Source organism: Humibacter ginsengiterrae (assembly GCF_054780115.1).
In genome coordinates this window covers 84,012-106,304 of record NZ_BAAGWY010000012.1, presented here as the reverse complement: position 1 = coordinate 106,304, position 22,293 = coordinate 84,012, and the positions used below count along the sequence as shown (strand labels likewise).

Annotated in this window: 22 protein-coding genes; 6 read left to right on the top strand and 16 right to left on the bottom strand. The window is 66.9% G+C overall.

The genetic code is table 11. From position 1 onward, the window contains the following. Window positions 1-4: 4 nt before the first annotated feature. From ACYVII_RS14285 to ACYVII_RS14255, 7 genes are all read right to left on the bottom strand, one after another. Window positions 5-478 carry an RpiB/LacA/LacB family sugar-phosphate isomerase gene (locus ACYVII_RS14285; RefSeq protein WP_460536214.1) on the bottom strand — a complete coding sequence of 158 codons (474 nt, stop codon included), beginning with the start codon at window positions 476-478 and terminating at the stop codon, window positions 5-7. A gap of 5 nt (window positions 479-483) precedes the next feature. Then, on the bottom strand, window positions 484-2,298 hold the full coding sequence (locus ACYVII_RS14280) for a dihydroxyacetone kinase family protein (protein WP_460536212.1): 1,815 nt from the start codon (window positions 2,296-2,298) through the stop codon (window positions 484-486). Window positions 2,299-2,449: 151 nt separating this feature from the next. Beyond that, complete coding sequence (locus ACYVII_RS14275; RefSeq protein WP_460536210.1) at window positions 2,450-3,427, bottom strand: D-ribose ABC transporter substrate-binding protein; 978 nt, start codon at window positions 3,425-3,427, stop codon at window positions 2,450-2,452. Between the two features lie 77 nt (window positions 3,428-3,504). Continuing rightward, window positions 3,505-4,632 carry an ABC transporter permease gene (locus tag ACYVII_RS14270; RefSeq protein WP_460536208.1) on the bottom strand — a complete coding sequence of 376 codons (1,128 nt, stop codon included), beginning with the start codon at window positions 4,630-4,632 and terminating at the stop codon, window positions 3,505-3,507. Between the two features lie 24 nt (window positions 4,633-4,656). After that, entirely contained in the window at window positions 4,657-6,204 is a 1,548-nt protein-coding gene (locus ACYVII_RS14265; protein WP_460536206.1) for a sugar ABC transporter ATP-binding protein, read from the bottom strand. 4 nt (window positions 6,205-6,208) lie between these two features. After that, on the bottom strand, window positions 6,209-6,874 hold the full coding sequence (locus ACYVII_RS14260; protein ID WP_460536204.1) for a DUF2291 family protein: 666 nt from the start codon (window positions 6,872-6,874) through the stop codon (window positions 6,209-6,211). Beyond that, window positions 6,871-7,905, bottom strand: coding sequence for a zinc-dependent alcohol dehydrogenase family protein (locus ACYVII_RS14255; protein WP_460536202.1), 1,035 nt, complete (start codon window positions 7,903-7,905; stop codon window positions 6,871-6,873). The genes ACYVII_RS14260 and ACYVII_RS14255 overlap by 4 nt, the downstream gene beginning before the upstream one ends. A 196-nt stretch (window positions 7,906-8,101) precedes the next feature. Here ACYVII_RS14255 and ACYVII_RS14250 point away from each other — a divergent pair, with 196 nt between their 5' ends. The 3 genes from ACYVII_RS14250 to ACYVII_RS14240 all read left to right on the top strand — a co-directional run bounded on the left by ACYVII_RS14250 (window position 8,102) and on the right by ACYVII_RS14240 (window position 10,857). After that, a complete protein-coding gene (locus ACYVII_RS14250; RefSeq protein WP_460536200.1) occupies window positions 8,102-8,941 on the top strand; it encodes a ribokinase in 840 nt (279 codons plus the stop codon). Window positions 8,942-8,975: 34 nt separating this feature from the next. After that, window positions 8,976-9,884, top strand: a complete 909-nt coding sequence (locus ACYVII_RS14245) for an SMP-30/gluconolactonase/LRE family protein (protein WP_460536198.1) — start codon at window positions 8,976-8,978, stop codon at window positions 9,882-9,884. Window positions 9,885-10,587: 703 nt separating this feature from the next. Continuing rightward, on the top strand, window positions 10,588-10,857 hold the full coding sequence (locus ACYVII_RS14240) for a hypothetical protein (RefSeq protein ID WP_460536195.1): 270 nt from the start codon (window positions 10,588-10,590) through the stop codon (window positions 10,855-10,857). Between the two features lie 95 nt (window positions 10,858-10,952). On the opposite strand, the gene ACYVII_RS14235 is transcribed toward ACYVII_RS14240, so the two are convergent. Then, complete coding sequence (locus ACYVII_RS14235; protein WP_460536193.1) at window positions 10,953-11,762, bottom strand: bacteriocin; 810 nt, start codon at window positions 11,760-11,762, stop codon at window positions 10,953-10,955. Continuing rightward, complete coding sequence (locus ACYVII_RS14230; RefSeq protein WP_460536191.1) at window positions 11,759-12,856, bottom strand: Dyp-type peroxidase; 1,098 nt, start codon at window positions 12,854-12,856, stop codon at window positions 11,759-11,761. The genes ACYVII_RS14235 and ACYVII_RS14230 overlap by 4 nt, the downstream gene beginning before the upstream one ends. Before the next feature lie 106 nt (window positions 12,857-12,962). Between ACYVII_RS14230 and ACYVII_RS14225 the strand changes: the two genes are divergently transcribed. The 3 genes from ACYVII_RS14225 (at window position 12,963) to ACYVII_RS14215 (ending at window position 15,043) form a co-directional block, all read left to right on the top strand. Then, window positions 12,963-13,484 (top strand): hypothetical protein, encoded by a 522-nt coding sequence (locus tag ACYVII_RS14225; RefSeq protein ID WP_460536190.1) that lies wholly within the window; start codon window positions 12,963-12,965, stop codon window positions 13,482-13,484. Between the two features lie 135 nt (window positions 13,485-13,619). Beyond that, window positions 13,620-14,609 (top strand): SGNH/GDSL hydrolase family protein, encoded by a 990-nt coding sequence (locus ACYVII_RS14220; protein WP_460536188.1) that lies wholly within the window; start codon window positions 13,620-13,622, stop codon window positions 14,607-14,609. A 149-nt stretch (window positions 14,610-14,758) separates the two neighbouring features. After that, a complete protein-coding gene (locus tag ACYVII_RS14215; protein ID WP_460536186.1) occupies window positions 14,759-15,043 on the top strand; it encodes a Fe-S cluster assembly protein HesB in 285 nt (94 codons plus the stop codon). A gap of 88 nt (window positions 15,044-15,131) precedes the next feature. Here ACYVII_RS14215 and ACYVII_RS14210 read toward each other — a convergent pair whose 3' ends face one another. The 7 genes from ACYVII_RS14210 to ACYVII_RS14180 are packed head-to-tail and all read right to left on the bottom strand — an operon-like array spanning window position 15,132 to window position 22,293. Further along, window positions 15,132-15,755, bottom strand: coding sequence for a transcriptional regulator (locus tag ACYVII_RS14210; RefSeq protein WP_460536184.1), 624 nt, complete (start codon window positions 15,753-15,755; stop codon window positions 15,132-15,134). Continuing rightward, window positions 15,748-16,788 (bottom strand): sensor histidine kinase, encoded by a 1,041-nt coding sequence (locus ACYVII_RS14205; RefSeq protein ID WP_460536182.1) that lies wholly within the window; start codon window positions 16,786-16,788, stop codon window positions 15,748-15,750. The genes ACYVII_RS14210 and ACYVII_RS14205 overlap by 8 nt, the downstream gene beginning before the upstream one ends. After that, on the bottom strand, window positions 16,785-17,681 hold the full coding sequence (locus ACYVII_RS14200; RefSeq protein ID WP_460536180.1) for a UbiA family prenyltransferase: 897 nt from the start codon (window positions 17,679-17,681) through the stop codon (window positions 16,785-16,787). The genes ACYVII_RS14205 and ACYVII_RS14200 overlap by 4 nt, the downstream gene beginning before the upstream one ends. 47 nt (window positions 17,682-17,728) lie before the next feature. Beyond that, window positions 17,729-18,886, bottom strand: coding sequence for an acyl-CoA dehydrogenase family protein (locus ACYVII_RS14195; RefSeq protein ID WP_460536178.1), 1,158 nt, complete (start codon window positions 18,884-18,886; stop codon window positions 17,729-17,731). An 8-nt stretch (window positions 18,887-18,894) separates the two neighbouring features. Then, window positions 18,895-19,743 (bottom strand): HpcH/HpaI aldolase/citrate lyase family protein, encoded by an 849-nt coding sequence (locus ACYVII_RS14190; RefSeq protein WP_460536176.1) that lies wholly within the window; start codon window positions 19,741-19,743, stop codon window positions 18,895-18,897. Beyond that, window positions 19,733-20,257, bottom strand: coding sequence for a MaoC family dehydratase (locus ACYVII_RS14185; protein ID WP_460536174.1), 525 nt, complete (start codon window positions 20,255-20,257; stop codon window positions 19,733-19,735). The genes ACYVII_RS14190 and ACYVII_RS14185 overlap by 11 nt, the downstream gene beginning before the upstream one ends. Continuing rightward, window positions 20,254-22,293 carry an acetyl/propionyl/methylcrotonyl-CoA carboxylase subunit alpha gene (locus tag ACYVII_RS14180; RefSeq protein ID WP_460536172.1) on the bottom strand — a complete coding sequence of 680 codons (2,040 nt, stop codon included), beginning with the start codon at window positions 22,291-22,293 and terminating at the stop codon, window positions 20,254-20,256. The genes ACYVII_RS14185 and ACYVII_RS14180 overlap by 4 nt, the downstream gene beginning before the upstream one ends.

Genomic DNA, 22,293 nt, shown 5'->3' with positions numbered 1-22,293 from the left:
ATGTTCACTCGCACGTGTCGTGCTGCTCGTACTCGTCGAGCACGGCGACCTTATCGGCTGAGGCCGACGACTCGTCGAACTCGTATCCGAGCCACTCCCTGGCAAGCCGGCGTGCAAGTTCGAGGCCCACAACGCGCTGGCCGAACGCGAGCACCTGTGCGTTGTTGCTGAGCACGCTGCGCTCAACGCTGAAGCTGTCGTGCGCCGTCACAGCACGGATGCCCGGCACCTTGTTCGCAGAGATCGCGACGCCAAGGCCGGTGCCACAGACGAGTAACGCGCGGTCCGCCTCACCGTCCCTGACCATTTCGGCGGCTGCGATGGCGACCGTGGGATAAGGGGTGTGGCTGTCGGCATCCACTCCGACATCGATGACTTCGCTCACGCGCGGATCATTCTCGAGATCCGCCTTCAGCGCCTCTTTGTACTGATATCCGGCGTCGTCTGATCCGACGACCACCCGCCAGCTGCGGCTCATCGTTCTCACCCCTCATTCGTCTCGGTCGGCCCGGCCCCACCATCGGCTGAGTCCTCTAGCGGGACCGCGAGCGTTGTCGGCTGCGCGGATTCATCTGGTACGGGCGCGTCGGCAGCTCCGATGAGCTCCGCCACAGCCGCCATCGCGAGCGCGAAGGACACGGCCCCTGGGTCAGGCGTTCCGACGCTGTTCTCAGCATGCGGGCGCGCCCGGCCTAGACGGGGAACCAGCTTCGCCGTCGCGTCCGCGGCATCAGATGCCGCCTGCGCGGCAGCGGCCCAGGCTTCTGGCAGGTCGTCGCCAAGACGTGCACGGTCTGTGAGAGTGCTCGCGAACGGAACGAGCGCGTCCACCAGTGTCTTGTCTCCGACCGTGGCTTTCCCGATGGTCTGTACCTCTCGGCGAGCTTCCTGCACCGCTTCGGCGATCGTTCGAGTCAACGGAGCGTCGGTGTCGCCGATCCGCTCGCCTGCCGCGCGGAGAGCGGCGCCCCACAGTGCGCCCGACGTACCACCGGCCCGGTTCGCCCAGGCGTTGCCGGCGCATACGAGCACGGTTCCGGCCCCTCCGCCCGCCTCACGCGTCTCCATGGCCGCACCGACGGCTGCCCGTGCGCCACGTTGCATGCCGATTCCATGATCGCCGTCTCCGGCGACGGCATCCAGCCGTCCCAGCTCATCAGCTTCGCGGTCGATGACGTCGCGTATTGCCGTAAGCGCTTCGCACACGCAGGCCGCTACTCGGCGGGACTCGGCACTGGACTCCGGAAGGGCCGGAGCATCAGCCGACGCCGAGGCTTCGGACGCCGGCTCTTTCGCCACGGGCGTTACCGTGCCCTTGCGGTAACCAGGGGCGTAGGCGGGCCCGTTCCAAGCCGCCTCCAACTCATCATCGAGCCACATCAGCGTGAGCGAGACGCCCGCCATCTCAAAGCTCGTCGCGAACTCACCCACTTCGGGCTCGACAACGGTGAGTCCGGCACGTTCGAGGTGATCCTCGATCATTCCGTAGAGCAGGAACAGCTCCTCAGATTTGACCGAGCCGAGTCCATTCACGATCACGGCGACCCGGTCAGCACCGTCCATGGGTCGTTCAGCGAGCAGGCGGCTCACGAGCAGTTCAGCAAGCCGCCCCGCGTCGGGCAGTGGCAGCGTCTCGATGCCAGGCTCACCGTGGATGCCCATACCGACCGCCATGTGGCCGGGTGCGATCGTGAAAAGCGGCTCGTCCGCGCCCGGAAGCGTGCAGCCGGAGAAGGCCACGCCGATCGTTCGGGTGCGATCGTTCGCACGAGCCGCAAGCGCTGCAGTCTCGTCCAGACTGAGACCCTGCTCTGCGGCCCATGCTGCCGCCTTGAAGACTGCGAGGTCGCCTGCTATGCCACGACGCTTTTCGCGGTCGTGCGCGCCGCCGCTGAAGATGTCGTCAGTGACTCTTACGGTGGCGCACGGGACCCCTTCGGCGAGGAGTCTGCGTTGCGCTTCGTCGAAGTTGAGGACGTCACCTGCGTAGTTCCCGTAGCTGAGCAGAACGCCGGCAGGACCCGCGACCGATCGGGCGACCTCGTACACCTGCTCTGCGCTCGGCGAGGCGAAGACGTTCCCCAGGGCTGCCGCATGCGCGAGGCCCGCGCCTACGAATCCAGCGAAGGCCGGATAATGGCCCGAGCCGCCGCCGATCACCACAGCGACACCAGGCGCCGGGCCGCTTCGGCGGGAGACTCCACCCGGCACACGCGCGATCAGACTGCGATTGGCCGCGACGAACCCGCGTAGGGCCTCCTCGGCGAATTCCGCTGGGTCGTTGACTACGTGGCTCATGTGCCTCTCTTGTCTCGAGGAGTTGGCCGCTCGTTTCGCCGCCTCGATTCGCGAGGCGGGCACGTGGACCTGGTCGATCGATGATGGCCGGCACGCGGGGCGAACGAACGTGATCGTCCGCCCCGCGTGCGACCGATGGCGCGCTCTGGGGCTAACCGGAGTAGGTGAAAGGCCCCGTCATCTTGTCGACGTTGGCCTTCGTGATGAGGATGCAGTCGAACGACTGCTTCTCCTCCTTCGGCTTCGTGCCGTGCTTGATGTACGCATCCAGTTCTTGCACAGCCTTCTTCGCGAAGGTCGCGACCGGCTGGAGCACTGTGTACGCAAGGTCGCCAGACTTGATCGCGGAGACAGCATCGGGAGATCCGTCGAAGCCTCCGACAACCACGCCGGTCTTCCCGGCTTGCTTGAGGGCAGCGATCGCACCCAGCGCCATCTCGTCGTTGCCTGAGATCACGGCATTCACGTCGGGGTGTGCCTGCAGGATCGACTGCATCTTCTGCTGACCGAGAGCGCGATCCCAGTTGGCGGTCTGCTGCGCAGCCTTCACCCATCCGGGGTACTGCGAGATGACGCTCTGGTAGCCGTTCGCACGCGTGGCCGCATTGTTGTCAGACGGCAGGCCGTAGAGCTCTGCGTAGTTTCCCTTGGTGCCGGCAGCCTTGATCCATTGCTGCGCGCCGATCGCCGCACCCTGCGCGTTGTTCGACACGAGCTGACCGAGTGCGACACCGGTCTGGTTGATCTCGGCGTTGACGAGGAACACCGGAATCTTCGCCTTCATGGCCCGCTTGATGTTACCGATCGAGCCGCTGGCATTGGCGGGGTCGAGGATGATGCCGGCAGAGTGATTGGCGATGGCCGTGTCGATGATGTTCGATTCGGTGTTCACATCACCCTTGGATGCCTGAACGCTGGCCTTGTACCCAAGGTCTGTGGCTTCCTGCTTGGCGACGTTTCCCTCCGTAAGCCAGTACGGATTCGAAGGGTCGTTCACCACGATGGTGATGAGGCCGCCGGCTTTACCCGATCCAGTGGAGTTGGACCCGGTCCCGGATCCCGAACACCCTGTCAATGCGAGTGCCGCGATGCCGAGCGCCAACGCTGCCGCGATAGCTTTGCGGGACATATTGTTTCCTTTGCGCTTTTGAGCTGTGCTCGATTGCTGTATGGATTCGTCCTGTGTGTGCGGGACGAGTGCCGCCGTCAGGCGACGGTTTCCTCGGCGGCCGACCTGGCGGTCATGTCGCCGGTCGGCTCCGAGGAAGCTGGTGGAGGCGCCGGAGTCTCCGATTTCGCAGCGGAGCGGCGTCGACGGTACTGAATCCCGTTGAGGAGTACGGCCAGCACGATCACTGCGCCGGTGAATACGGTCTGCACATACGCCGAGACACCCACGATGGTGAGGCCTGCAGCGAGGAAGCCGATCACGAATGCACCGAGCAGTGTGCCGCGCACTGTGCCGCGCCCGCCGGTGAGTGCGGCCCCGCCGATCACGACGGCCGCAATGGCCGTCAGCTCATACGACGTACCCTGGGTTGGCCCGGCAGAGGTGAGCTCGCTTGTCAGAATGACGCCGGCGATGGCGGCGCACACGCCCGAGATGACGTATGCCCGCACCTTGACCTTCCGCACCGGCACGCCGGAGAGCTCGGCGGCGCGCATGTTCCCGCCCGATGCGTAGAGCCATCGGCCGTACACCGTACGGTTCAGCAAGAGACTCGCGGCGATGCCGACGACAAGGAGCACCCAGACACCGATCGGGATGCCGAGAAGCGAGTTGAATCCGAGCCAGTCGAATCCGGTGTTGCCGAGCTCCGGCTTGCCGTCGAGGTTGTTGACCGTGAGGCCGTTGGTAGACAGCTCGGCGAGACCCCGAACCACGTAAAGCATGCCCAGAGTGGCCACGAAGGGCGCCACGTTGAGCCTGGCGACGAGGATGCCGTTGACCAGCCCGACCAGGGCACCGGTCGCGACTGCGATGATCACGACGACCCACACGGACGGGTACAGGACCACGCTGCCGAACTTGATCCCCTGCATGCAGAGCCCGGCAACCATGCCGGCCAGGCCGAGGGTGGAACCGACGGATAGGTCGATGCCGCCGTCGAGGATGACCACGAGCATCCCTATGGACAGGATCGCGTACACCGAAACCTGCTGGCACATCACGACGATGTTCGACAGGGTGGGGAAGGCGGTCGGCGCCAGGAGCGAGAAGATCGCGAAGATGACAATGAGCGCCAGGAATGCTCTGGCTTCGAGCAACATCGCTCCGAACGACAACCCAGCGAGCGGATTGCGTCTGCGAGTCCTCACCGTTGAATCGGTCATGAGTATGTTCCTTGGTCCTCGTTCTCAGGCCGCGACTGCTTCACCGGAGCTGGCCATGATGTCTTCTTTGCGTACGGTGGGTGGGAATTCGGCCGCGATCCGGCCGCGGCGCAACACGACGATCCGATGCGCGATGCTCAGGCACTCACCGACCTCGCTCGTGGAGTAGATGACCGCGAGACCCGCACGAGCACGGCCGGCGATGAGGCGGAAGACTTCCGCTTTCGCTCCGACATCGATTCCTCTGCTGGGCTCGTCGAGCAGTAGCACGTCTGGTCCGGTCGATACGATCTTTCCGATCACGACCTTCTGCTGGTTCCCTCCGGAGAGCGAGCCGATCATCGCGGCGCCGCCGGCGGTCTTCACGCGGACGTCCTGGATCGCCTCGTTGACGTGCTTGCGCTCAGCGGACGGTGAGATGAACAGGCCGCGCACGAATCCGCTCAGGCTGGACAGGGAGAGGTTCTGCCCGACCGTCATGGTCTGCACGAGGCCGTCACGCTGCCGATCCTCCGGCACGAGTCCCAGTCCCTCGGCGAGGCGTTCTCGAAGCGTCAGCTTCGAGACCTCGTGCTGCTTGAGCTTCACCTCGCCGCCGGCCAAGGGAATGCGTCCCGCCACTGCCTCCATCAGCTCGGTGCGGCCGGCGCCCATCAGCCCGTAGAGGCACACGATCTCGCCTTCGCGTACATCGAGCGAAAGGTGATCGACCAGAAGGCGGTTCGGGTCTCTCGGGTCTGCGACACTCACATCCACGATGGAGAGCGCGACGTCACCGAAGTCGTAGCCGGAGGGCGGGGAACCCAGGTCGAAGTCGTCGCCGACCATGTGCCGCACGATCCATTCCAGATCGATGTCTTTGGCCAGCGCAGTCGCCGTCATCGTGCCGTCCCGGAGCACGACCGCGTAGTCGGTGATCTGCAGCGCCTCTTCGAGATGGTGGGAGATGTAGACGATCGAGACCCCGCGCGAGGTGAGGTCGTCGATCACGTGGAACAGGACGTCGACCTCGGTAGCAGACAGGGCGGACGTGGGCTCGTCCATGATCAGGATGCGCGAGTCTGCTAACAGGGCACGCGCGATCTCGACGAGCTGCTGCTGCCCCAGCCGGAGATCGGAGACCAGCATCAGGGGCTCGATCTCGTTGGAGAGCTCGGAAAGGACCGCACGGCTTTGCCGCTCCTCCTCGCGATAGTCCACGGCGCCGAGCGCGTTGCGCAGCTCCCGCCCCATGAACAGGTTGTCGCGCACCGTAAGGTTCGGAGCCAGGCTCAACTCCTGGTGAATGATCGAGATACCCTTGGCCCTCGCATCGTTCGTGTCAGCGAAGACGACCGCTTCACCGTCGAGCAGGATCGTCCCTGAGGTGGGCTGCTCGACGCCCGCGAGGATCTTCATGAGCGTCGATTTGCCTGCACCGTTCTCGCCGAACAGGGTGGTGACAGTTCCCGCGTGCACATCGAAGTTCACGCCTTTGAGGGCCCGGGTCGCTCCGTACGTCTTCACGATGTGTCGCGCAGAGAGCACTGCATTCTCCGCTGCAGGCCTCCGCACAGCGTTCTCGCTACTCATCTGGTCACCCCTCAACCGTGATGGATGCAGGCGTCACGTTCCATTGCTGGGGATTGACCAGCGTGAAAGCGCCCTTCACCGCGATGGTCTTGCCGGTCAGCTGGGTGGAGTCGACCTTCGTGAGCACCTGCTTCTTCAACTGGTCGTTGATCGCCGAGCCGGCGTCCTGGAACTGGATCTGGTTTTCGAAGTCGCCCAGGTGGATGTTGCCCGTCACGTCGCGAAGGTCGGTTCCGGTGATGGCCGGACCCAGTTGAAGTCCGATCGCTGTACCCTGCGGCAATCCCTGCACCGTCATCGGGGTGAATCCGGCATCTGGGATCTGACCGACCACGCCGGTGAACTCGATCGGAATGACGTACGTCGCACCGTCCGAAGATTTGCCGTACTTCTTCGCTGCCGCTGCGGGATCCTTGGCGATCGCCGCCTCGAGCACGGCGACACTGACGGCGTGCTTCTTGATGTATGCCTGCTGCTTGGGGAACTGCGACTTGCCGTACTCGGCGGCGACGAACTTGCCTGACGACGACTGCGCGAGGCTGGAATCGGCAGGAACGATTTTCGTACCGAAGAACATGGCCAAGAGCACGAGAACGACGACGAGACCGCCGATGGTGCGCTTCGCGACCGGCGCGAGTCGCTTCGTCCGAGTTCCGGCTGCGGTGGTCATGAGACGAGAACCCGGGACTCGATGTCGTTCGGCCGTATCTGCAGCTTTCGCCCCTCGCCCTTGCGGAACATCTCGAGCGCCTTCTCATAGTCGTCGAGAGTGAAGGAGTGGCTGATCATCGCTTTCGCATTGATGGCGCCGCCCTCGAAGAGCTGTACCGCTCGTCCGAACGAGTTGAGCACCGCCATGGTCCCGACGATGCTCAGCTCGTCTCGATACACACGGAACGGCGAGAACTGAGCCATGCGGTCAGCCGGTGCCACACCGAAATCCTGGAAATAGCCAGCGGGCTTGACCCTCGTGAGGGCATCTTCAATGGCACGGATGTTGCCAGTGCAGTCGATAACCACGTCCCACTTCTCCCGGTCGGCCTCGTCCGCGCTGTTGTACCGCAGGCTGATACCGCACGCTTCCGCAGTCTTCAGCCGCTCACTGTTGAGATCGACGATCGTCACCGTTGCCGCGCCGGCTCGCGACGCGAGCTGCGCCATCAGCAGACCCATCGTGCCCGCCCCAAAGACGAGCACGTGATCGCCTAGACGACGGGGTAACACGTCCCAACCTCGGATTGCGCAGGCGAGCGGTTCGATGAGCGCCGCCTCGAAGAGATCCGTTTCGGGCTTCAGCTTGTACACGTTGCGCGACGGCGCAACGAAGAACTGCTGGGATGCGCCATCAGAGGCCACGACTCCCAGCCCGTTCCATTGCGGGCAGAGATTCGAGTGCCCGTTGAGACAGAACTCGCACTCGCCGCACGTTGTGCTGGGGTTCACGGCGACGTGGTCACCGACCTGAAAGTCGAAAGCACCGTCGTTGACGCCCTCTCCTAGGGCGACGATCGTGCCGGTCGCTTCGTGGCCCGGCACCAGCGGAAAGACGGTGCCCTCGAATTCGCCGTCGAAGACGTGCGTGTCAGTTCCGCAGATTCCCACCGCGGCGGTCTCGATCAAGACCTCTTTGTAGCCAGGAGCCGGCATGGGCCGTTCCTCCAGCGAGAGCCGGCCTTCCGACTCGAACACAACTGCGCGCATCTTTGCTCCCATTGCCTCGTCCACGCTGACTCAACGCGACATCGTCGCTCTTGCCGATCGCACTCGTCCTCCGCCAGCACTGCTTGCCAGGCCCGTGTGATCTTTACGTTATTTTGTTATCATTTCACGTGAGAAATCACCATATGCTGACGAGCGAAACCTGTCAAGCAGGTCGCCACCATAGTTCGGAGGATCCGTGCCAGCGCCTCACCAAGTGGCCGTAGTCGGCAGCATCAACGTCGATCTGATCGCGCACGCTCCACGGCTGCCCGGGCCCGGCGAAACGATCGGCGACGCGTCGTTCATCCGCATGCCAGGAGGAAAGGGTGCCAACCAAGCAGTCGCCGCGAGTCGCCTCGGTGCTGCGACTCGCATCATCGGTGCGGTCGGCGATGACGACGACGGTGCATGGATGCTTCGCGTGATCGGCGCCGCCGGGGTAAGCACCACGGATGTGAGCACGACCGATGGCCAGACCGGAGTAGCACTCATCGTCGTCGACGCGGCGGCGGAGAACCAGATCGTCGTCTGCCCGGGCGCGAACTCAGCGATAACGCTCGATGGGACCCGCTTCGGCGTCGATGAGATCGTGCTGACGCAGTTGGAGACTCCCCCAGCGATCGTTGCCGCTCTGACTACCGTCGTGCCGGGATTTCTCGCCGTCAACGCCGCTCCCGCCGGGCGGTTGCCGGCCACCGTCATCGACCGCGCTGACCTCATCGTGGTGAACGAGTCGGAATATCAGCTTCAGCCCGAGCTGCGTGAAGGCCGCTCTGTAGCTGTCACGTATGGCGCCGATGGCGCCATACTCCTGGAGCACGGTCGGGAAGTCGCTCGTGCTTCGTCGCCGAGGGTCTCGCCGGTGAGCACCGTCGGGGCCGGCGACGCATTCTGTGCTGCTTTGACCATTGCGCTCGGATCGGGCATGCCGAGCGGGCAGGCGCTTCAGGCTGCCTGCAACGTCGGATCGGCCGCCGTCACGATGGCGGAATCCCAGCCCGAGCTCGACCTGCTCGAGAGGTACATCGGTCCGTGAAGCGCAACTCGCCCACATGCGATGGAATGGCTGCATGACGACCGATCGCATCCCTGCCGTGTTCGAGAGCCGTGACGAGCGATTCGCCGGCATCCGTGGCGACACCGAGTTGCGCATCCTCTTCGACGACGGCCGCTGGCTCGAGGGGCCCGCCTACTCACCGCAGGGTCGGTTCCTGCTGTTCAGCGACATCCCGAACGATCGCGTGCTGCGGTACGACGAGGTGAGTGCCCGCATCGATGTGTGGGCGAGCCCGGCCGGCTTCGCGAACGGACGCACGGTCGACGCGCAGGGTCGGTTCGTCGAGTGTCAGCACGGGCACCGTCGCGTCGTGCGCAGGGAGCACGACGGGTCGGCGTCGGTGCTGGCGGATGCCTACGGCGGGCTCCCGCTGAACAGCCCGAACGATGTCGTCGCCCGTTCCGACGGCTCGGTGTGGTTCACCGATCCGTCGTACGGCATCCTCACCGAATACGAGGGGCACCGCGGGGTCGAGGAGATCGGAAGCCGCAATGTGTACCGCTGGGCAGCGGGCGCCGGCACCACGGATGCCTCGCTCACCATCGTCGTCGACACTCTGACCCAGCCGAACGGCCTTGCCTTCTCCCCCGACGAGCGGCTGCTCTACGTGAGCGATAGCGAGCTGCGGACGATCACCGTGTTCGACGTCGACGGCGACGCATTGCGCAACGGGCGAGCCTTCGCTGCCAGTGACGCCGGCTACGACGGCCTGCGACTCGATGACCAGGGACGCGTCTGGGCCGCGACAGGCGAGGGTATTCACGTCTACGACCCCGACGGCACTCTGCTCGGTCTGCTCCGCCTGCCGGAGATCGCCGCGAACCTCGAGTTCGGCGGGCTCCAGCGCAACACGCTCTACATCACGGCGACAACGCGACTGTATGCGATCCGCGTCACGGTCGAGGGTGCGAAGCGGCTCTGAGCGGGGTGCGCTCGAGCGCACCCCGCCTCGTTCGGCGGGGCCTCGCGCTACGGCCGGAGCATGATTCCGCATGGATGCTTGCGCCGAGCTGTGATTCACCGCTAGGTTTGCCGAGGCCCAACCGGCGGCCGACTCAGTCCGGCTCGCGCGGCATCGTCGCGCTCGAGCGGACAAGGAACACGAAAGGGGAACGTCATGATGCACACCATCACGCACACTCAGCCTCACACCTTCGTGTTTCGCGGCGCCGCGTTGCTGCGCGGTCGTCGTCTCGGCACAGGACTGGCCTGCTGATGCCGGCGCACCGCTAGCACACACCGCTCGCCGCTGCCGCCGGTCGACTAGTCGTCGACCGACGGTGGGGCACCCGCCTGCGTAGCGGGTGGCGTATCCGGAGCTGACTGCTTCGTTTCGATACGCGTGCCACTTCGTGGCCCGGTGCACAACGAGCGGTAGCCGCTCGGCTCCTGCCGCCATCGCCGCACGTCTGCCGACCGCAGAACGTGCCCGCGGCAGAAAACGCCTCCGTGCCGCGACCGGGCGACCCATCGTCTCTTGTATCCGCCCTTTCAGATCGCGACTGACGGCATCCGTCGATGAGTCGCGTGAGTCCCGTGACGACCGGGTCGTCGCGGGCACCCGTCGAACCGGTACACGGCCGTTCGACGTCACCGCGAGAAAACCGAACCTAAGGAAACGAACCATGAGTACGCAGACACTCGATCAGCAACGAGCGTCGACGACCGAGGCGATCGCCTCGCTGAGGCAGAACTCGCATCCGCCGAGTCCGCTCGACCGCCTCGCCATGCGGGTCGGCCTCGCGCTCGTGCTGTGGAGCAGGCGCGAGCACCGTGAACGTCCCAGCCGAGACGCGGAATGGGAGCTCATTGCGCGCCGCAACCGCCTCGAGCGGGAGCGGCGGGAACGCGAGGTGAGCTGGCTGCTCGCCATGCACAAACTCCCGCCACGGTGATCGCCATGAACACGATCACCCTTGGAGGCATCCTGGCCGCTGCCGAGTACATTTCGGCAGCGGCCGGGGTGCAGCCCTCCAGAGAGGGATCCGCGTCAGCCGATGACGACCTGGATCGCGGCCTCCGGCGTGTTCACGCGGAAACTGAACGACTCCTCGAGGTAGAGGCTCACGCTCTGGGCGTCGTGCGAGCGGTATCCGATCGCGAGATCCTGGCCGACCTCGAGCACGAAGTCCCCGCCGCGCAGGCTGAGCACGACGACTCCGTCGAGCCCAGGAACCCACTCGACAGGACCGCCGAGGATGTCGCGCAGATGCCGGATCAGCGGGTACCCGCCGCCCTCGTTCGCCTCGATCACGCTCGTCCACTGCGTCGGTCCCAGCGCCAGCGCGTACGGCCCATCGACTCCTGAGCGCTTCAGCGCCGCGATCGCCTGCGTGACCACGTCGTCGTAGTCCTGCGGAGCGCCCTCGTGCACCAGCGGCCGATGCGGCGACGCGGCGACGATGCCCGTGATGCCGGCGGCATCCCATCCGTTGAAGACGGCCGAGTTCTCCACTCGAGCGGCACGAACCGCGGCCTCGTCGAGGGGACCGAGGTCGACATCCTCCGCACCGCGATCGGCATCGTCGAGCTCTTCCCGGTCCAGCGTGAAGTCCGCTCGCACCTCCACCAGCGGCAGCACTTTGCGGCTTCGGGCGATGACGGATTCCTCGGGTGCAGCGACCACGCCTGTCACACGCCCAAGGTTGGTCGCCGAGTACTCCCAGCCGTGCGGTCCGGAGAAGTCGACGAGTTTGCGCGCGCCGAGCGCGACGGGCAGACGGGCGGATGCCTCGGCATCCAGCAGCGCCCAGGTCGAGTCGGTGAGCGGTGCGTGGTTGCGTAGCAGATGGTTCGTCATGATGCGGTCCCTTCCAGTTCGTCCGCGGGAGCGCGCAGCGACCCGATGCCGAGAGAGCCATCAGCCCCTCCGCCGTTCGACGGCTGGCTCTGCTCGTCGCCACCCGAGCTCAGCCCCAGCGTCTCGGCAAGGGCTGAGGGGTCGGCGAGCGCCTGCAGCACCGGGTTCGACGGCACGAAGAACGTGCCGCCCGTCACCGGGGTCGACACGTCGAGCAGCTTGTCGTAGAACCCGGGTGGGTCCCCGATGAACATCCGCTCCATCATGCGCATGGTGACCCAGAGCTGGGCCGAGTACCCGATGAAGTAGGTGCCGAACTCGCCGGCCCCGGGCCTGCCGAACGGCATGTTGTCGCGCAGGATGTCGTGCTCGACGCCGTTCTCGTCGACGATCGTCGCGAGCGTCTTGTGCGCCTTCTGGTTCTCGGCGCTGTCGGGCAGTTCGACGTTGTCGAGCTTCGTGCGGCCCATGACCGCCTCCTGCTGCTCCACGGTGAGCGACTTCCAGGCACCCATGTCGTGCAGGTACTTCTGCGCCACGACGTAGCTTCCGCCGGCGAATCGCGGATCCTCTTCGTCGATGACGGCCGTGGGCGCGAGGTCGCTGCCGATCGGATTGGCGGTGCCGTCGACGAACCCGAGCAGGTCGCGCTCGTCGAAGTAGCGGAAGCCCTGCGTCTCGTCGGCGATGCGCACTGCACTGCCGAGGGCATCCAGAAGCAGGCGCTCGAGTTCGAAGCACAGGTCGATGCGCTCGGCCCTGATATGGAAGAGCAGGTCGCCCGGTGTCGAGACCGCGGTGTGCACGTCGCCGCGGATGGTCGGGAACACCTCGAGCTCGGCGGGGCGGATGCCGGGAACCATGCGGTCCCACAAGAGGCGCCCGATGCCGACGACGCACGACAGATGTGCGCCGAGGTCGCGGAATCCGACCGTCTTCACGAGGTCGTCGATGCCGGAGATGGTGTCGCGCACAGTGTTGAGCGACGCGGCATCCGCCCCGACGGTCACGATGAGGAACACGGCGAACTTCGAGAGCGGGGCGTCGACGCTCTGCGCATCGATCGGCACCCGATCGCCGTGTTCGCTCGACATGCGGGCCCCTTTCCGCCTTTGCCACATTACCGCCGCACCGGTGTCCCTGTTCTGGGCGCAGGATCGACCGGAACGGTTCGCCCGATCCGAGGTAAGTTCACTTCACATGGGGCAGGAACCAGTCCGACCACGGGCGGGCGAGGCAGCGCGCTTCGTGATGAACGCGTTCAGCACCGAAGCCACGGTGTACGGCATCGTGCTGGTGACGGCCCTGACCGCCATCGGCTGGAAGTTCGAGACCGACCTCGAGGTGCTCGGCTTCATCGTGGCGACCACGCTCGTCTTCTGGGTGACCCACGTCTACGCTCGCGCCGTCGTCGCGCACAATGACAAGACGGGCGAACCGGTGCCGGTCAGAGCAGCGCTCGCCGAGTCGCTCCGTCATTCCTACGGGATGCTGCTGGCCATGCTGCTGCCCGCGTTCTTCCTCCTGCTGGCTGCACTGAACGTGATGGACGAGTACGTCGCCTATTACATCGCGCTGCTCGTCGGGATAGCGATGCTGATGATCATCGGCTACATCGTGGCCCTGCGGAACCGTCGTTCCTGGTGGCGGCGCATCGCGGCCGCGGTGATCACGGGCCTGCTCGGCGTGATCGTGATCGTGCTCGGCATCCTCGCGCACTGATGCGCACTGATGCGGACCGTCGTCCCGGGTGACGCGGTGCCTGCGGCTGACTCGATGTGCGGCGACTCACAGCGCCACCACACGGATTTCCGTTCGGTTCCAAGGCCCCGCGGGTAACGTTCGAGGTGTCCCTTGATGTCTGCGACGCACACGATGACCGACCACAACCGCACGGCAGAACGGCCGCCTTCCCGCGCTCGATGGATGCCTGCTGTCCGGTTCGCCGCCGTGGGAATCGGATCGATCTTCGCGGCGCTCGCGAGCGTCGCTGCGCTCACCGTCGCCGAGGGTTTCTGGGTGCGCGGGCGGCTTCTCCCGTCGCGCACGGAGGACCCGGAGGCGGCGAGAGGCCTCTTCGGGCGGCAGCACCAGGGGCCGCCGCTGAACCTGGTGCTGATGGGAGATTCCCTGGCCGTCGGGTACGGCTCCGAGGATCCGACGGAAACCGTGGGTGTGATCCTGGCGAACGAGCTCGCCGAGCTGTCGGAACGGCCGGTGCAGCTGGAGAACGTCGCGAGAGTCGGCGCGGAGTCGATCGACCTGCTCGTCCAGTTGGGCGCTGTGCGCGGGTTCTCATCGCGTCCCGATGTCGCGGTCGTCATCGTGGGTGCCAACGATGCGATGCACCTGCGCCCCCTCAACGAGTCGCTCGGAGCGCTCCGCACGACCATCACCGAACTCCGCGGCATGGGCGCGCAGGTCGTGCTCGCCAGCTGCCCCGACCTCGGAACGGTGCGCCCGTTCTTCGAGCCGCTGCGGTACTTCGCGCACTGGCTCAGCCGCCTGCTCGCCACCAGCCAGACGATCGTCGCCCTGCGCGCGGGCGCCCGCACCGTCTCACTGGCGGACTCGCTCGGCGCGCTCTTCCGCCAAGATCCCGGCACGATGTTCTCGCAGCTGGACCACCTGCATCCGTCCGCAAGGGGATACCATCACGCAGCCGAAGTACTGCTGCCCAGCGTGCGAGCGGCAGCAGGGTACCCGATGGGCGACGGGCGATTCGTGCCGCACCGGGTCTACGACAAGAACAGCAGGCATCCGCTCGCCTGGCTCGCCTTCCGCGCATCGCGCCGGGCCGGAATGCGCCTGCGGCACAGTCGCGGCATCACTACAGCGTCTGCCTAGCGCCGCGCGCGCCGCGCCGGGCGCGCATCCTTGCCTATCGCCTCGCGCGAACCTGGGTCTCCCCGCACAATCCGCTCGAACCGGTTGCGGCAGCGCGGCACCTACGGAATCGTGGCCGACTCGAAGGAAAGCAACCGGAAGGAGAGCCCATGCTCACCCTCACCGAGAACGCCACCACGATCGTGAAGACGCTGACCACTCAGTCGGTCGATTCGCCCGAAGGAGGCCTGCGCATCAGCAGCCCGGACCCGAATGCCACCACCTTCTCGGTGGCCGTCGCGCCCGCGCCGGAGGCCGACGACCAGGTCATCGTCGACGGCGACGCGCGCGTCTTCGTCGAGGAGAACGCCTCAGTGGCGCTGGCCGACAAGATTCTGGATGCCCAGCTCGACGACCAGGGAGCTGTGCACTTCCAGCTCGGGCTGCAGGCGTAACGCCGAGCGCCGCCGGGCGCGACGACCGGCGTCGCAAGGGCGGGTCACCTCAGGGTGGCCCGCCCTTCGCGTTCTCAACGAGCGCCTCTCACCCCAGCAGCCCTCGATCGACCGCCTTGCGCACAGCATCCGTGCGCGACGTGGCACCGAGCTTCTGGAACAAGCCGTACACGTGCCGCTTCACGGTGCCCTCGCCGATGCCGAGCTGAGCGGCGATCTGCTTGTTCGACTGCGCCAGGCTGATCAACCGCAGCACCTCCAGCTCTCGCTGCGTGAAGGCATCCTTCTCCCTGAGCGCCGGATGCTTCGCCTCCGCCACCGGCGGCGTCATCACCGCGTCGACCAGAGCGTCGATGAGCACGGCGCCCGACGTCGACTTGCTGAGGAATGCGCGCGCGCCCGAGCGCAGCAGCGTGTCCCTCAGCGGTGCGTGGTTGTGCATGGTCACGATCGCCACGGCCGACTGCGGAGAGATGCGGCGCAGTTTGAGCAGCGTGTGCTCCACGGGCGTGCCGTCGATGTCGACGTCGAGAACGACGAGCTCCGGCCGGCACGACTCGACGAGGGCGACGCCCTCGGCACTGGTGGCGGCAGAGCCGACCACGTCGATGCGTCCGTCGTGCTCGAGCAGGCCGCCGAAGGCATCCAGAAACACGCGGTGATCATCGATCAGCACCGCCGTGATCGGGGCGCTCCGCGAATACTCAGTCATTGGCATACGGCACTTCCACCAGCACTCGCGTTCCCGCACCCGGAGTCGACTCGAGCGAGAACGCCGACCCGATCAACTCTGCACGCTCGCGCATCCCGACCAGCCCCATGGCTCCAGGACGGATGCTCAGCGGGCTGAAGCCGCGGCCGTCATCCCACACGGTCACGGCCAGGCCCTCGGCATCCCACTGCAAGCGCACTCCGACCCGCGCTGCCTGCGCGTGCGCGAACGAATTGCGCAGCGCCTCACGGATGATGAGGAACACCTGGTCGCGCGTCGCATCCGCCAGCACCCGCGGTTCGCCCGACATCGCAACCTCGAAGTCGATGCCGCGCACCTCCGCCTCGGCAAGGTAGAGGTTCACCGACTCGATCAGCGACCGCGACGTCGTGATCTGCCGCAGCTCCGTGGCGATCGTCTGCGCCTCGGCGAGCGCCTGGCCGATGAGCTCACGGCCGGCCGAGCGAGTCGCCGCGCCACCCGGGCCGGGCTGGGTCTGCGCGAGGTCCAGCTTCATCAGCCCGGAGGCGAGCGTGTGCGCCACCCGGTCGTGCAGATCGCGGGCGATGGATGCCCGTTCCTCTCGTTGCACCGCGGTGATGCGGTTGAACAGCACCTCGACGTACGCCACTGCCGCGGCGCCCATCATGCGGAAGATCTGACCGCTGAGCGTGAGTGCCACCGCATCACCGGGCAACGGATGCCCCGCGGCAGCGACCGCGTCGGTCACCGCCGGCAGACCCACCGTGAACAGCAACCGCGCTGCCAGCAGGCTCTCGGACGGATGGATGTGCTGACCCGCCCTGGCAAGACCCACGCCGGTTCCGCGGTCGTCGAGCGCTCTGCCGTGCTCCTCGATCACGAATCCCAGCTCGACGAATGTCGAGCGGATCAGAAAGCGCACCTGGTCGTGCAGTTCCTCCTCGACCTGGTCGTCGGCGACGAGTGCACTGCCGGTCTGCGCCAGACCATCGCGCACCCGCACGAACACGTGCTCCACGACGTCGTCGAGGCGACTTCGATCGACCTTCACATCAGCACCACGATCACCAGATTCGAGACCACCTGACTCACCATGAACACGGCGTACATCCGTTTCGTTCCGAGGCTACGACCATAGGCGGCGATACCGATCATCGCCAGCGCGGCGGCCAGCAGGCACGCCGCGACGATCCGGGCAGGCGCCGAAGGGACGAACAGGCCCGCGACTCCGACCGCGCAGCATCCCACCGCAGTTGCCCAGGCCGCGGGACGGATGCCCAGGGTCACCGGAAGCGTCCGCCTGCCCGCCACCCGGTCGCCCGCCACGTCGGCGAGGTCCTTCGTGTTGCCGGCCACGGCCATCCATGCCGCCATGAGCACGGCGACGGCGATCGTCCCGGGCGCCGGAACGTTCCCTGCGGCGAACGCACCGCCCAGGTAGGTAGCGATTCCGCCGCCGAAGATCACGAGGGATGCCGACCAGACACGCTGCTTCGCCGCATGCCTGCCGGCCGAGTACAGCCATCCGAACCCGAGCATCGCCAGCGCGCACACCAGCAGGCCGAGGCCGACGACCGCGCTGAGCACGACGGCCGCCACCGCGAAAGCGATGCACCAGCCGATTGCGGCCCGCACCGGAAGGCGCCCGCTCGCGAGCGGTCGCGTCGAGCCGTTCAGGCGGTCGCCGGGGATGTCGGAGACGCCGTTCAGCAGGTACACGAACCCGGTCGCGGCCACCCACGAGACGACGCCGACGACGAGGAGACCCGCGTCCGCCGCAGACAGCCTGCCCCAGCCGGGGCCTCCCATGGCGGCACCGGCCACGAACCGCAGCGCGAACATCGCGAGCACGATCGGACGGCACTCCGCGAACACCAGCGGAACGACGCGCCAGCCGAGCCCGCGGGCATCCTCGCCCGGTCTCGACTCCGCATCGATCGTCACGCCACGATCATGGCGCACGATCGGGGGTCGGCGCAGGTCGGCCTCGACTACAGGCCCAGCGAGCGCGCGATCAGCATGAGCTGCACCTCGGTGGTGCCCTCGCCCACTTCGAGGATCTTCGAGTCGCGGTAGTGCCGTGCCACCCGGAACTCGTTCATGAAGCCGTTGCCGCCGAAGATCTGCGTGGCGTCGCGCGCGTTGTCCATGGCGGCTTCGCCGGCGACGAGCTTCGCGATGGATGCTTGCGTCTTGAACGGCTTCCCCGCAAGCATCAGCGCGGCCGCGTTGTAGTACGCCTGACGGGCCACGTGCGCACGCGCCTGCATGCGCGCGATCGTGAACGCGATCGACTGGTAGGCGCCGATGGCGTGGCCGAACGCCTCGCGCTCCTTCGCGTAGCGCACCGACTCATCGACACAGCCCTGCGCCGCTCCGACCGCCAGAGCGGCGACGGCGATGCGGCCCTCGTCGAGGATGCGCAGGAAGTTCGCGTAGCCGCGCCCGCGTTCCCCGAGCAGGTTCTCCCGCGGCACCCGCACGTCGTCGAAGGCGAGGCCGTGGGTGTCCGACGCGTTCCATCCCACCTTGCTGTAGGGCGGATCCACCGTGAACCCGGGCGTACCGGAGGGCACGATGATCGTCGAGATCTCCTTCTTGCCGTCCTTCTCGCCCGTGACGGCGGTCACCGTCACGAGCGAGGTGATGTCGGTTCCGGAGTTGGTGATGAACTGCTTGCTGCCGTTGATCACCCACTCGTCGCCGTCTTCGCGGGCCGTCGTGCGCGTGGCGCCTGCATCGCTGCCGCCGCCCGGCTCCGTGAGCCCGAAGCCGCCGAGCGAGATGCCGGCAGCAAGCGGTGGAAGCCAGGTCTGCTTCTGCTCCTCTGTGCCGAACCGGTAGATGGGCATCGCACCGAGCGAGACACCGGCCTCGAGTGTGATCGCCACGCTCTGGTCGTAGACGGCGAGCTCCTCGATGGCCAGGCACAACGCGAAGTAGTCGCTGCCCATGCCGCCGTACTCCTCGGGGAACGGCATGCCGAAGAGACCGAGCTCGGCCATCTGGGCCACGACCTCGTATGGAAAGCTGTGTTCCTCGTCGTGCTTCGCCGAAACCGGTTCGACCACCTCTCGCGCGAACTCGCGCACATGGGCTGCCAGCTCGCTGTACTCCTCGGGCAGCTCGGCCATCAACGGCTCAGGCATGTTCTCTCTCATTCCTCATGGTTGTGTGCGGCGGTCAGAATGCTCCGCGCCTGCCGCATCAACGGCTCGTCGACCATGCGTCCACGAACAGTGAACACGCCGTTCTCGGACGCGTTCGCAGCGTCCATCACCTCGAGCGCCCACGCGACCGCGTCGGCGGAGGGCGCGAACGCACGCCGCAGCACGGCGACCTGACGTGGATGGATGCACAGTGCGCCGGCGAATCCGGAGCTGGAAGCATCCGCCGCCTCTTCGGCCAGACCCTCTTCGTCGGCGATGTCCAGGTGCACGGTGTCGTACGCAGGCTTGCCGAACGCGGCCGCCGCGATCAGCACGCGGGCCCGTGCGTGGCGCGCCACGTCGCGGTACCGGCCGTCGGCTCGCCGGCTGGACGTGCCGCCGATCGCGGCCGCCAGGTCTTCGGCGCCCCAGGTCAGCGCGACCACAGCGTCACACGCCGCAAGGTCCTCCGCACGCACGATGCCGAGCGGGCTCTCGCAGAGTGCGACGACGCGCACGTCGGGAATCGCCGCCGTAAGCGCCTCGACCTGCTCGGGGCTCTCCCCCTTCGGCAGCATCAGCGTGCGGAAGGGTGTGTCGAGCACCGCACGGATGTCCGCCTCCTGCTCGCCGGTGTCGCTCGCGTTCACGCGCACGATCGTGGTCTCCGGGCGCAGACCCGCCGACGTGGCGGTGAGAAGCGCGCGACGGGCGGCATCCTTCCCGTCGCGCGCGACCGCATCCTCGAGGTCGAGGATGACCGCGTCGGCCGCTGCCGCCGCCTTCGCGTACCGGTCGGGCCGATCGGCCGGGCAGAACAAAAGGGCCGGCCCCGGTGGCGGAAGCTCAGCGCTCATCGGCCGCCCCGCCTTCGCCAGTTGCCCCCGCGCTCGACGGTTCGGGCCGGCACAGCATGAGCGTCGACCGCACGGCGACCGCGACGACCTCGCCGCGCTGATTGCGGCCGGTGTGCTCGAACTCGACGATGCCCTGCCCTGGCCGGCTCTTGGAGAGCCGCTTGGAACGTATGCGCGTCTCGGCATACAACGTGTCCCCGGCGCGCATGGGACTCGGGAAGCGGATGTCGGCGAAGCCGAGGTTGGCCACGATGGTGCCCTGCGTGAGCTGCGCCACCGACATGCCGACAAGGGTCGAGAGCGTGAACATGCTGTTGATCAGCCGCTCGCCGAACTCCGTGGATGCCGACCATGCGGCATCCAGGTGCAGCGACTGCATGTTCATGGTGAGGGTGGTGAACAGCACGTTGTCGGCCTCGGTCACGGTGCGCCCCGGCGCGTGCACGTAGACCGCGCCCTCCTCGAACTCCTCGAAGTACAGCCCGCGCTGCTGGATGCGTCGTTCCTCACTCACGAGAGCTCCTGTTCGTTGCCGGTCGCGGTGTCGTCGGTCGCGGTGTCGTCGGCCACCGCCACCACCGCGACGACCTGGCCGCCCGTCACCTGGTCACCGACGGCGACCCGCAGCGACACCGTGCCGGCGTGCGGCGCCCGCAGCACGTGCTCCATCTTCATCGCCTCCACGATCAGCACCGGATCGCCTTCGGCGACGACCACGTCGTCGTCCACGGCGATCACCGTGACCGTGCCGGGCATGGGTGAACGCAGCTCCGGGTTCGAGGCCTCGTCGTCGGCGGCATCGGACACCGCCTCCCGCTGCACGAGCGTGAAGGATGCCCCGTCCTGGAACAGCAGCATCCTGTCGCCATCGGCCGCGAAACGGTACGAACGAGCGACGCCGCAGGCTCGGATCCGTGCGATATCGCCCTCGAGTTCGACGGATGCCTCGACCGGCTCCGCGTCTCCCACGGCGACGTGCGCAGCATCGGGTGCGCCGGTGATCAGTACATCGACCGCGTGCTGCTGGCCGTGCGACGCCAGCGCATAGCGGGACGGCGCGTGCTCCCCCAGCCGCCAGCCGGATGGGACGTCCCACGGGCCATGCCCCGCTGCCGTGTACGCCAGCGAATGCAACACCAGTGCTGCCGCCATCAGCACCTCATCGTCGACGGCCCGGAACCGCAGGCCGTCGAGCCGGCGCTCGATCAGTTCGGTATCGAGACGTCCCGCCCGCACGTCGGGGTCGTCCACCAGCAGCCGCAGGAACTCCACATTGGAGTCGACGCCGAGCGTCACGAACCGGCCGAGCGCGGCATCCAGCCGCTCCAGCGCCGTGGCACGATCGGGCGCCCACGCGATGAGCTTCGCCATCATCGGGTCGTAGTCCGAGGTGACGGTGAGCCCCTCGATCAGCGCACTGTCGACGCGGATGCCGTCACCGGCCGGCTCGTCGAGCCGCAGGATGCGCCCGCCGGTGGGCAGGAATCCGCGCTGCGGGTCTTCGGCGTAGATCCGAGCCTCTACGGCGTGTCCGGCCAGCGTCACGTCGTGCTGTGCGAAGTCCAGGCGCTCCCCCGCCGCGATGCGGAGCTGCTGCTCGACCAGGTCGATCCCGCGGCGCCCGTCGATCACGCCGACCAGCTCGGTGACCGGATGCTCCACCTGCAGCCGGGTGTTCATCTCCATGAAGAAGAACTCATCAGGGGCATCCGCGGAGACGATGAACTCGACGGTGCCCGCACCGCGATATCCCACACTCCTGGCCGTCTCGACGGCCGCCTGGCCGATCCGTTCCCTGGTCGCGGCATCCAGGAGCGCCGACGGCGCCTCCTCGATCACCTTCTGGTGTCTGCGCTGCAACGAGCACTCCCGCTCGCCGAGATGCACGGTCGTGCCATGGGCATCCGCAAGCACTTGCACCTCGATGTGCCGCGGCGTCTGCACGAAACGCTCGATGAAGAGCGTGTCGTCGCCGAACGACGAGGATGCCTCGCGCCTCGCCGTCTGCAGCGCCTGCAGCAGGCCGCTCTCCTGCTCGACCAGGTGCATGCCCTTGCCGCCGCCGCCGGCGGACGGCTTGATGAGCACCGGAAACCCGATGTCGAGCGCCGCACGGGCGAGGGTCTCGTCATCGAGCCCGGGTTCCGCGATGCCCGGCACGGTCGGAACACCGCGCTCTGCGACCGCCTTCTTGGCCCGGATCTTGTCGCCCATCACCTCCAGCGCCTCGACGCCAGGACCGATGAACACGATGCCGGCCGCCTCGCACGCTCTGGCGAAGTCGGCGCTCTCGGAGAGGAACCCGTACCCAGGGTGGATCGCGTCAGCGCCCTGGGAGCGCGCCGCATCGATGATCCGCTCGACGGAGAGATAGCTCTCGGCGGCGCGAGCCGGCCCGAGGCGGACGGCGACGTCGGCGAGGCGCACGTGGCGGGCATCCGCGTCGGCGTCGCTGTAGACCGCGACCGAACGGATGCCCAGCGAACGCAGGCTGCGGATCACCCTGCAGGCGATCTCGCCACGATTGGCGATGAGCACGGTGTCGAACAT

Bases quoted from the DNA above. Each gene is read 5' to 3' on its own strand.
- ACYVII_RS14285 (WP_460536214.1), bottom strand. From the start codon at position 478: ATGAGCCGCAGCTGGCGGGTGGTCGTCGGATCAGACGACGCCGGATAT.
- ACYVII_RS14280 (WP_460536212.1), bottom strand. From the start codon at position 2,298: ATGAGCCACGTAGTCAACGACCCAGCGGAATTCGCCGAGGAGGCCCTA.
- ACYVII_RS14275 (WP_460536210.1), bottom strand. From the start codon at position 3,427: ATGTCCCGCAAAGCTATCGCGGCAGCGTTGGCGCTCGGCATCGCGGCA.
- ACYVII_RS14270 (WP_460536208.1), bottom strand. From the start codon at position 4,632: ATGACCGATTCAACGGTGAGGACTCGCAGACGCAATCCGCTCGCTGGG.
- ACYVII_RS14265 (WP_460536206.1), bottom strand. From the start codon at position 6,204: ATGAGTAGCGAGAACGCTGTGCGGAGGCCTGCAGCGGAGAATGCAGTG.
- ACYVII_RS14260 (WP_460536204.1), bottom strand. From the start codon at position 6,874: ATGACCACCGCAGCCGGAACTCGGACGAAGCGACTCGCGCCGGTCGCG.
- ACYVII_RS14255 (WP_460536202.1), bottom strand. From the start codon at position 7,905: ATGCGCGCAGTTGTGTTCGAGTCGGAAGGCCGGCTCTCGCTGGAGGAA.
- ACYVII_RS14245 (WP_460536198.1), top strand. From the start codon at position 8,976: ATGACGACCGATCGCATCCCTGCCGTGTTCGAGAGCCGTGACGAGCGA.
- ACYVII_RS14240 (WP_460536195.1), top strand. From the start codon at position 10,588: ATGAGTACGCAGACACTCGATCAGCAACGAGCGTCGACGACCGAGGCG.
- ACYVII_RS14235 (WP_460536193.1), bottom strand. From the start codon at position 11,762: ATGACGAACCATCTGCTACGCAACCACGCACCGCTCACCGACTCGACC.
- ACYVII_RS14230 (WP_460536191.1), bottom strand. From the start codon at position 12,856: ATGTCGAGCGAACACGGCGATCGGGTGCCGATCGATGCGCAGAGCGTC.
- ACYVII_RS14225 (WP_460536190.1), top strand. From the start codon at position 12,963: ATGGGGCAGGAACCAGTCCGACCACGGGCGGGCGAGGCAGCGCGCTTC.
- ACYVII_RS14220 (WP_460536188.1), top strand. From the start codon at position 13,620: ATGTCTGCGACGCACACGATGACCGACCACAACCGCACGGCAGAACGG.
- ACYVII_RS14215 (WP_460536186.1), top strand. From the start codon at position 14,759: ATGCTCACCCTCACCGAGAACGCCACCACGATCGTGAAGACGCTGACC.
- ACYVII_RS14210 (WP_460536184.1), bottom strand. From the start codon at position 15,755: ATGACTGAGTATTCGCGGAGCGCCCCGATCACGGCGGTGCTGATCGAT.
- ACYVII_RS14195 (WP_460536178.1), bottom strand. From the start codon at position 18,886: ATGCCTGAGCCGTTGATGGCCGAGCTGCCCGAGGAGTACAGCGAGCTG.
- ACYVII_RS14190 (WP_460536176.1), bottom strand. From the start codon at position 19,743: ATGAGCGCTGAGCTTCCGCCACCGGGGCCGGCCCTTTTGTTCTGCCCG.
- ACYVII_RS14180 (WP_460536172.1), bottom strand. From the start codon at position 22,293: ATGTTCGACACCGTGCTCATCGCCAATCGTGGCGAGATCGCCTGCAGG.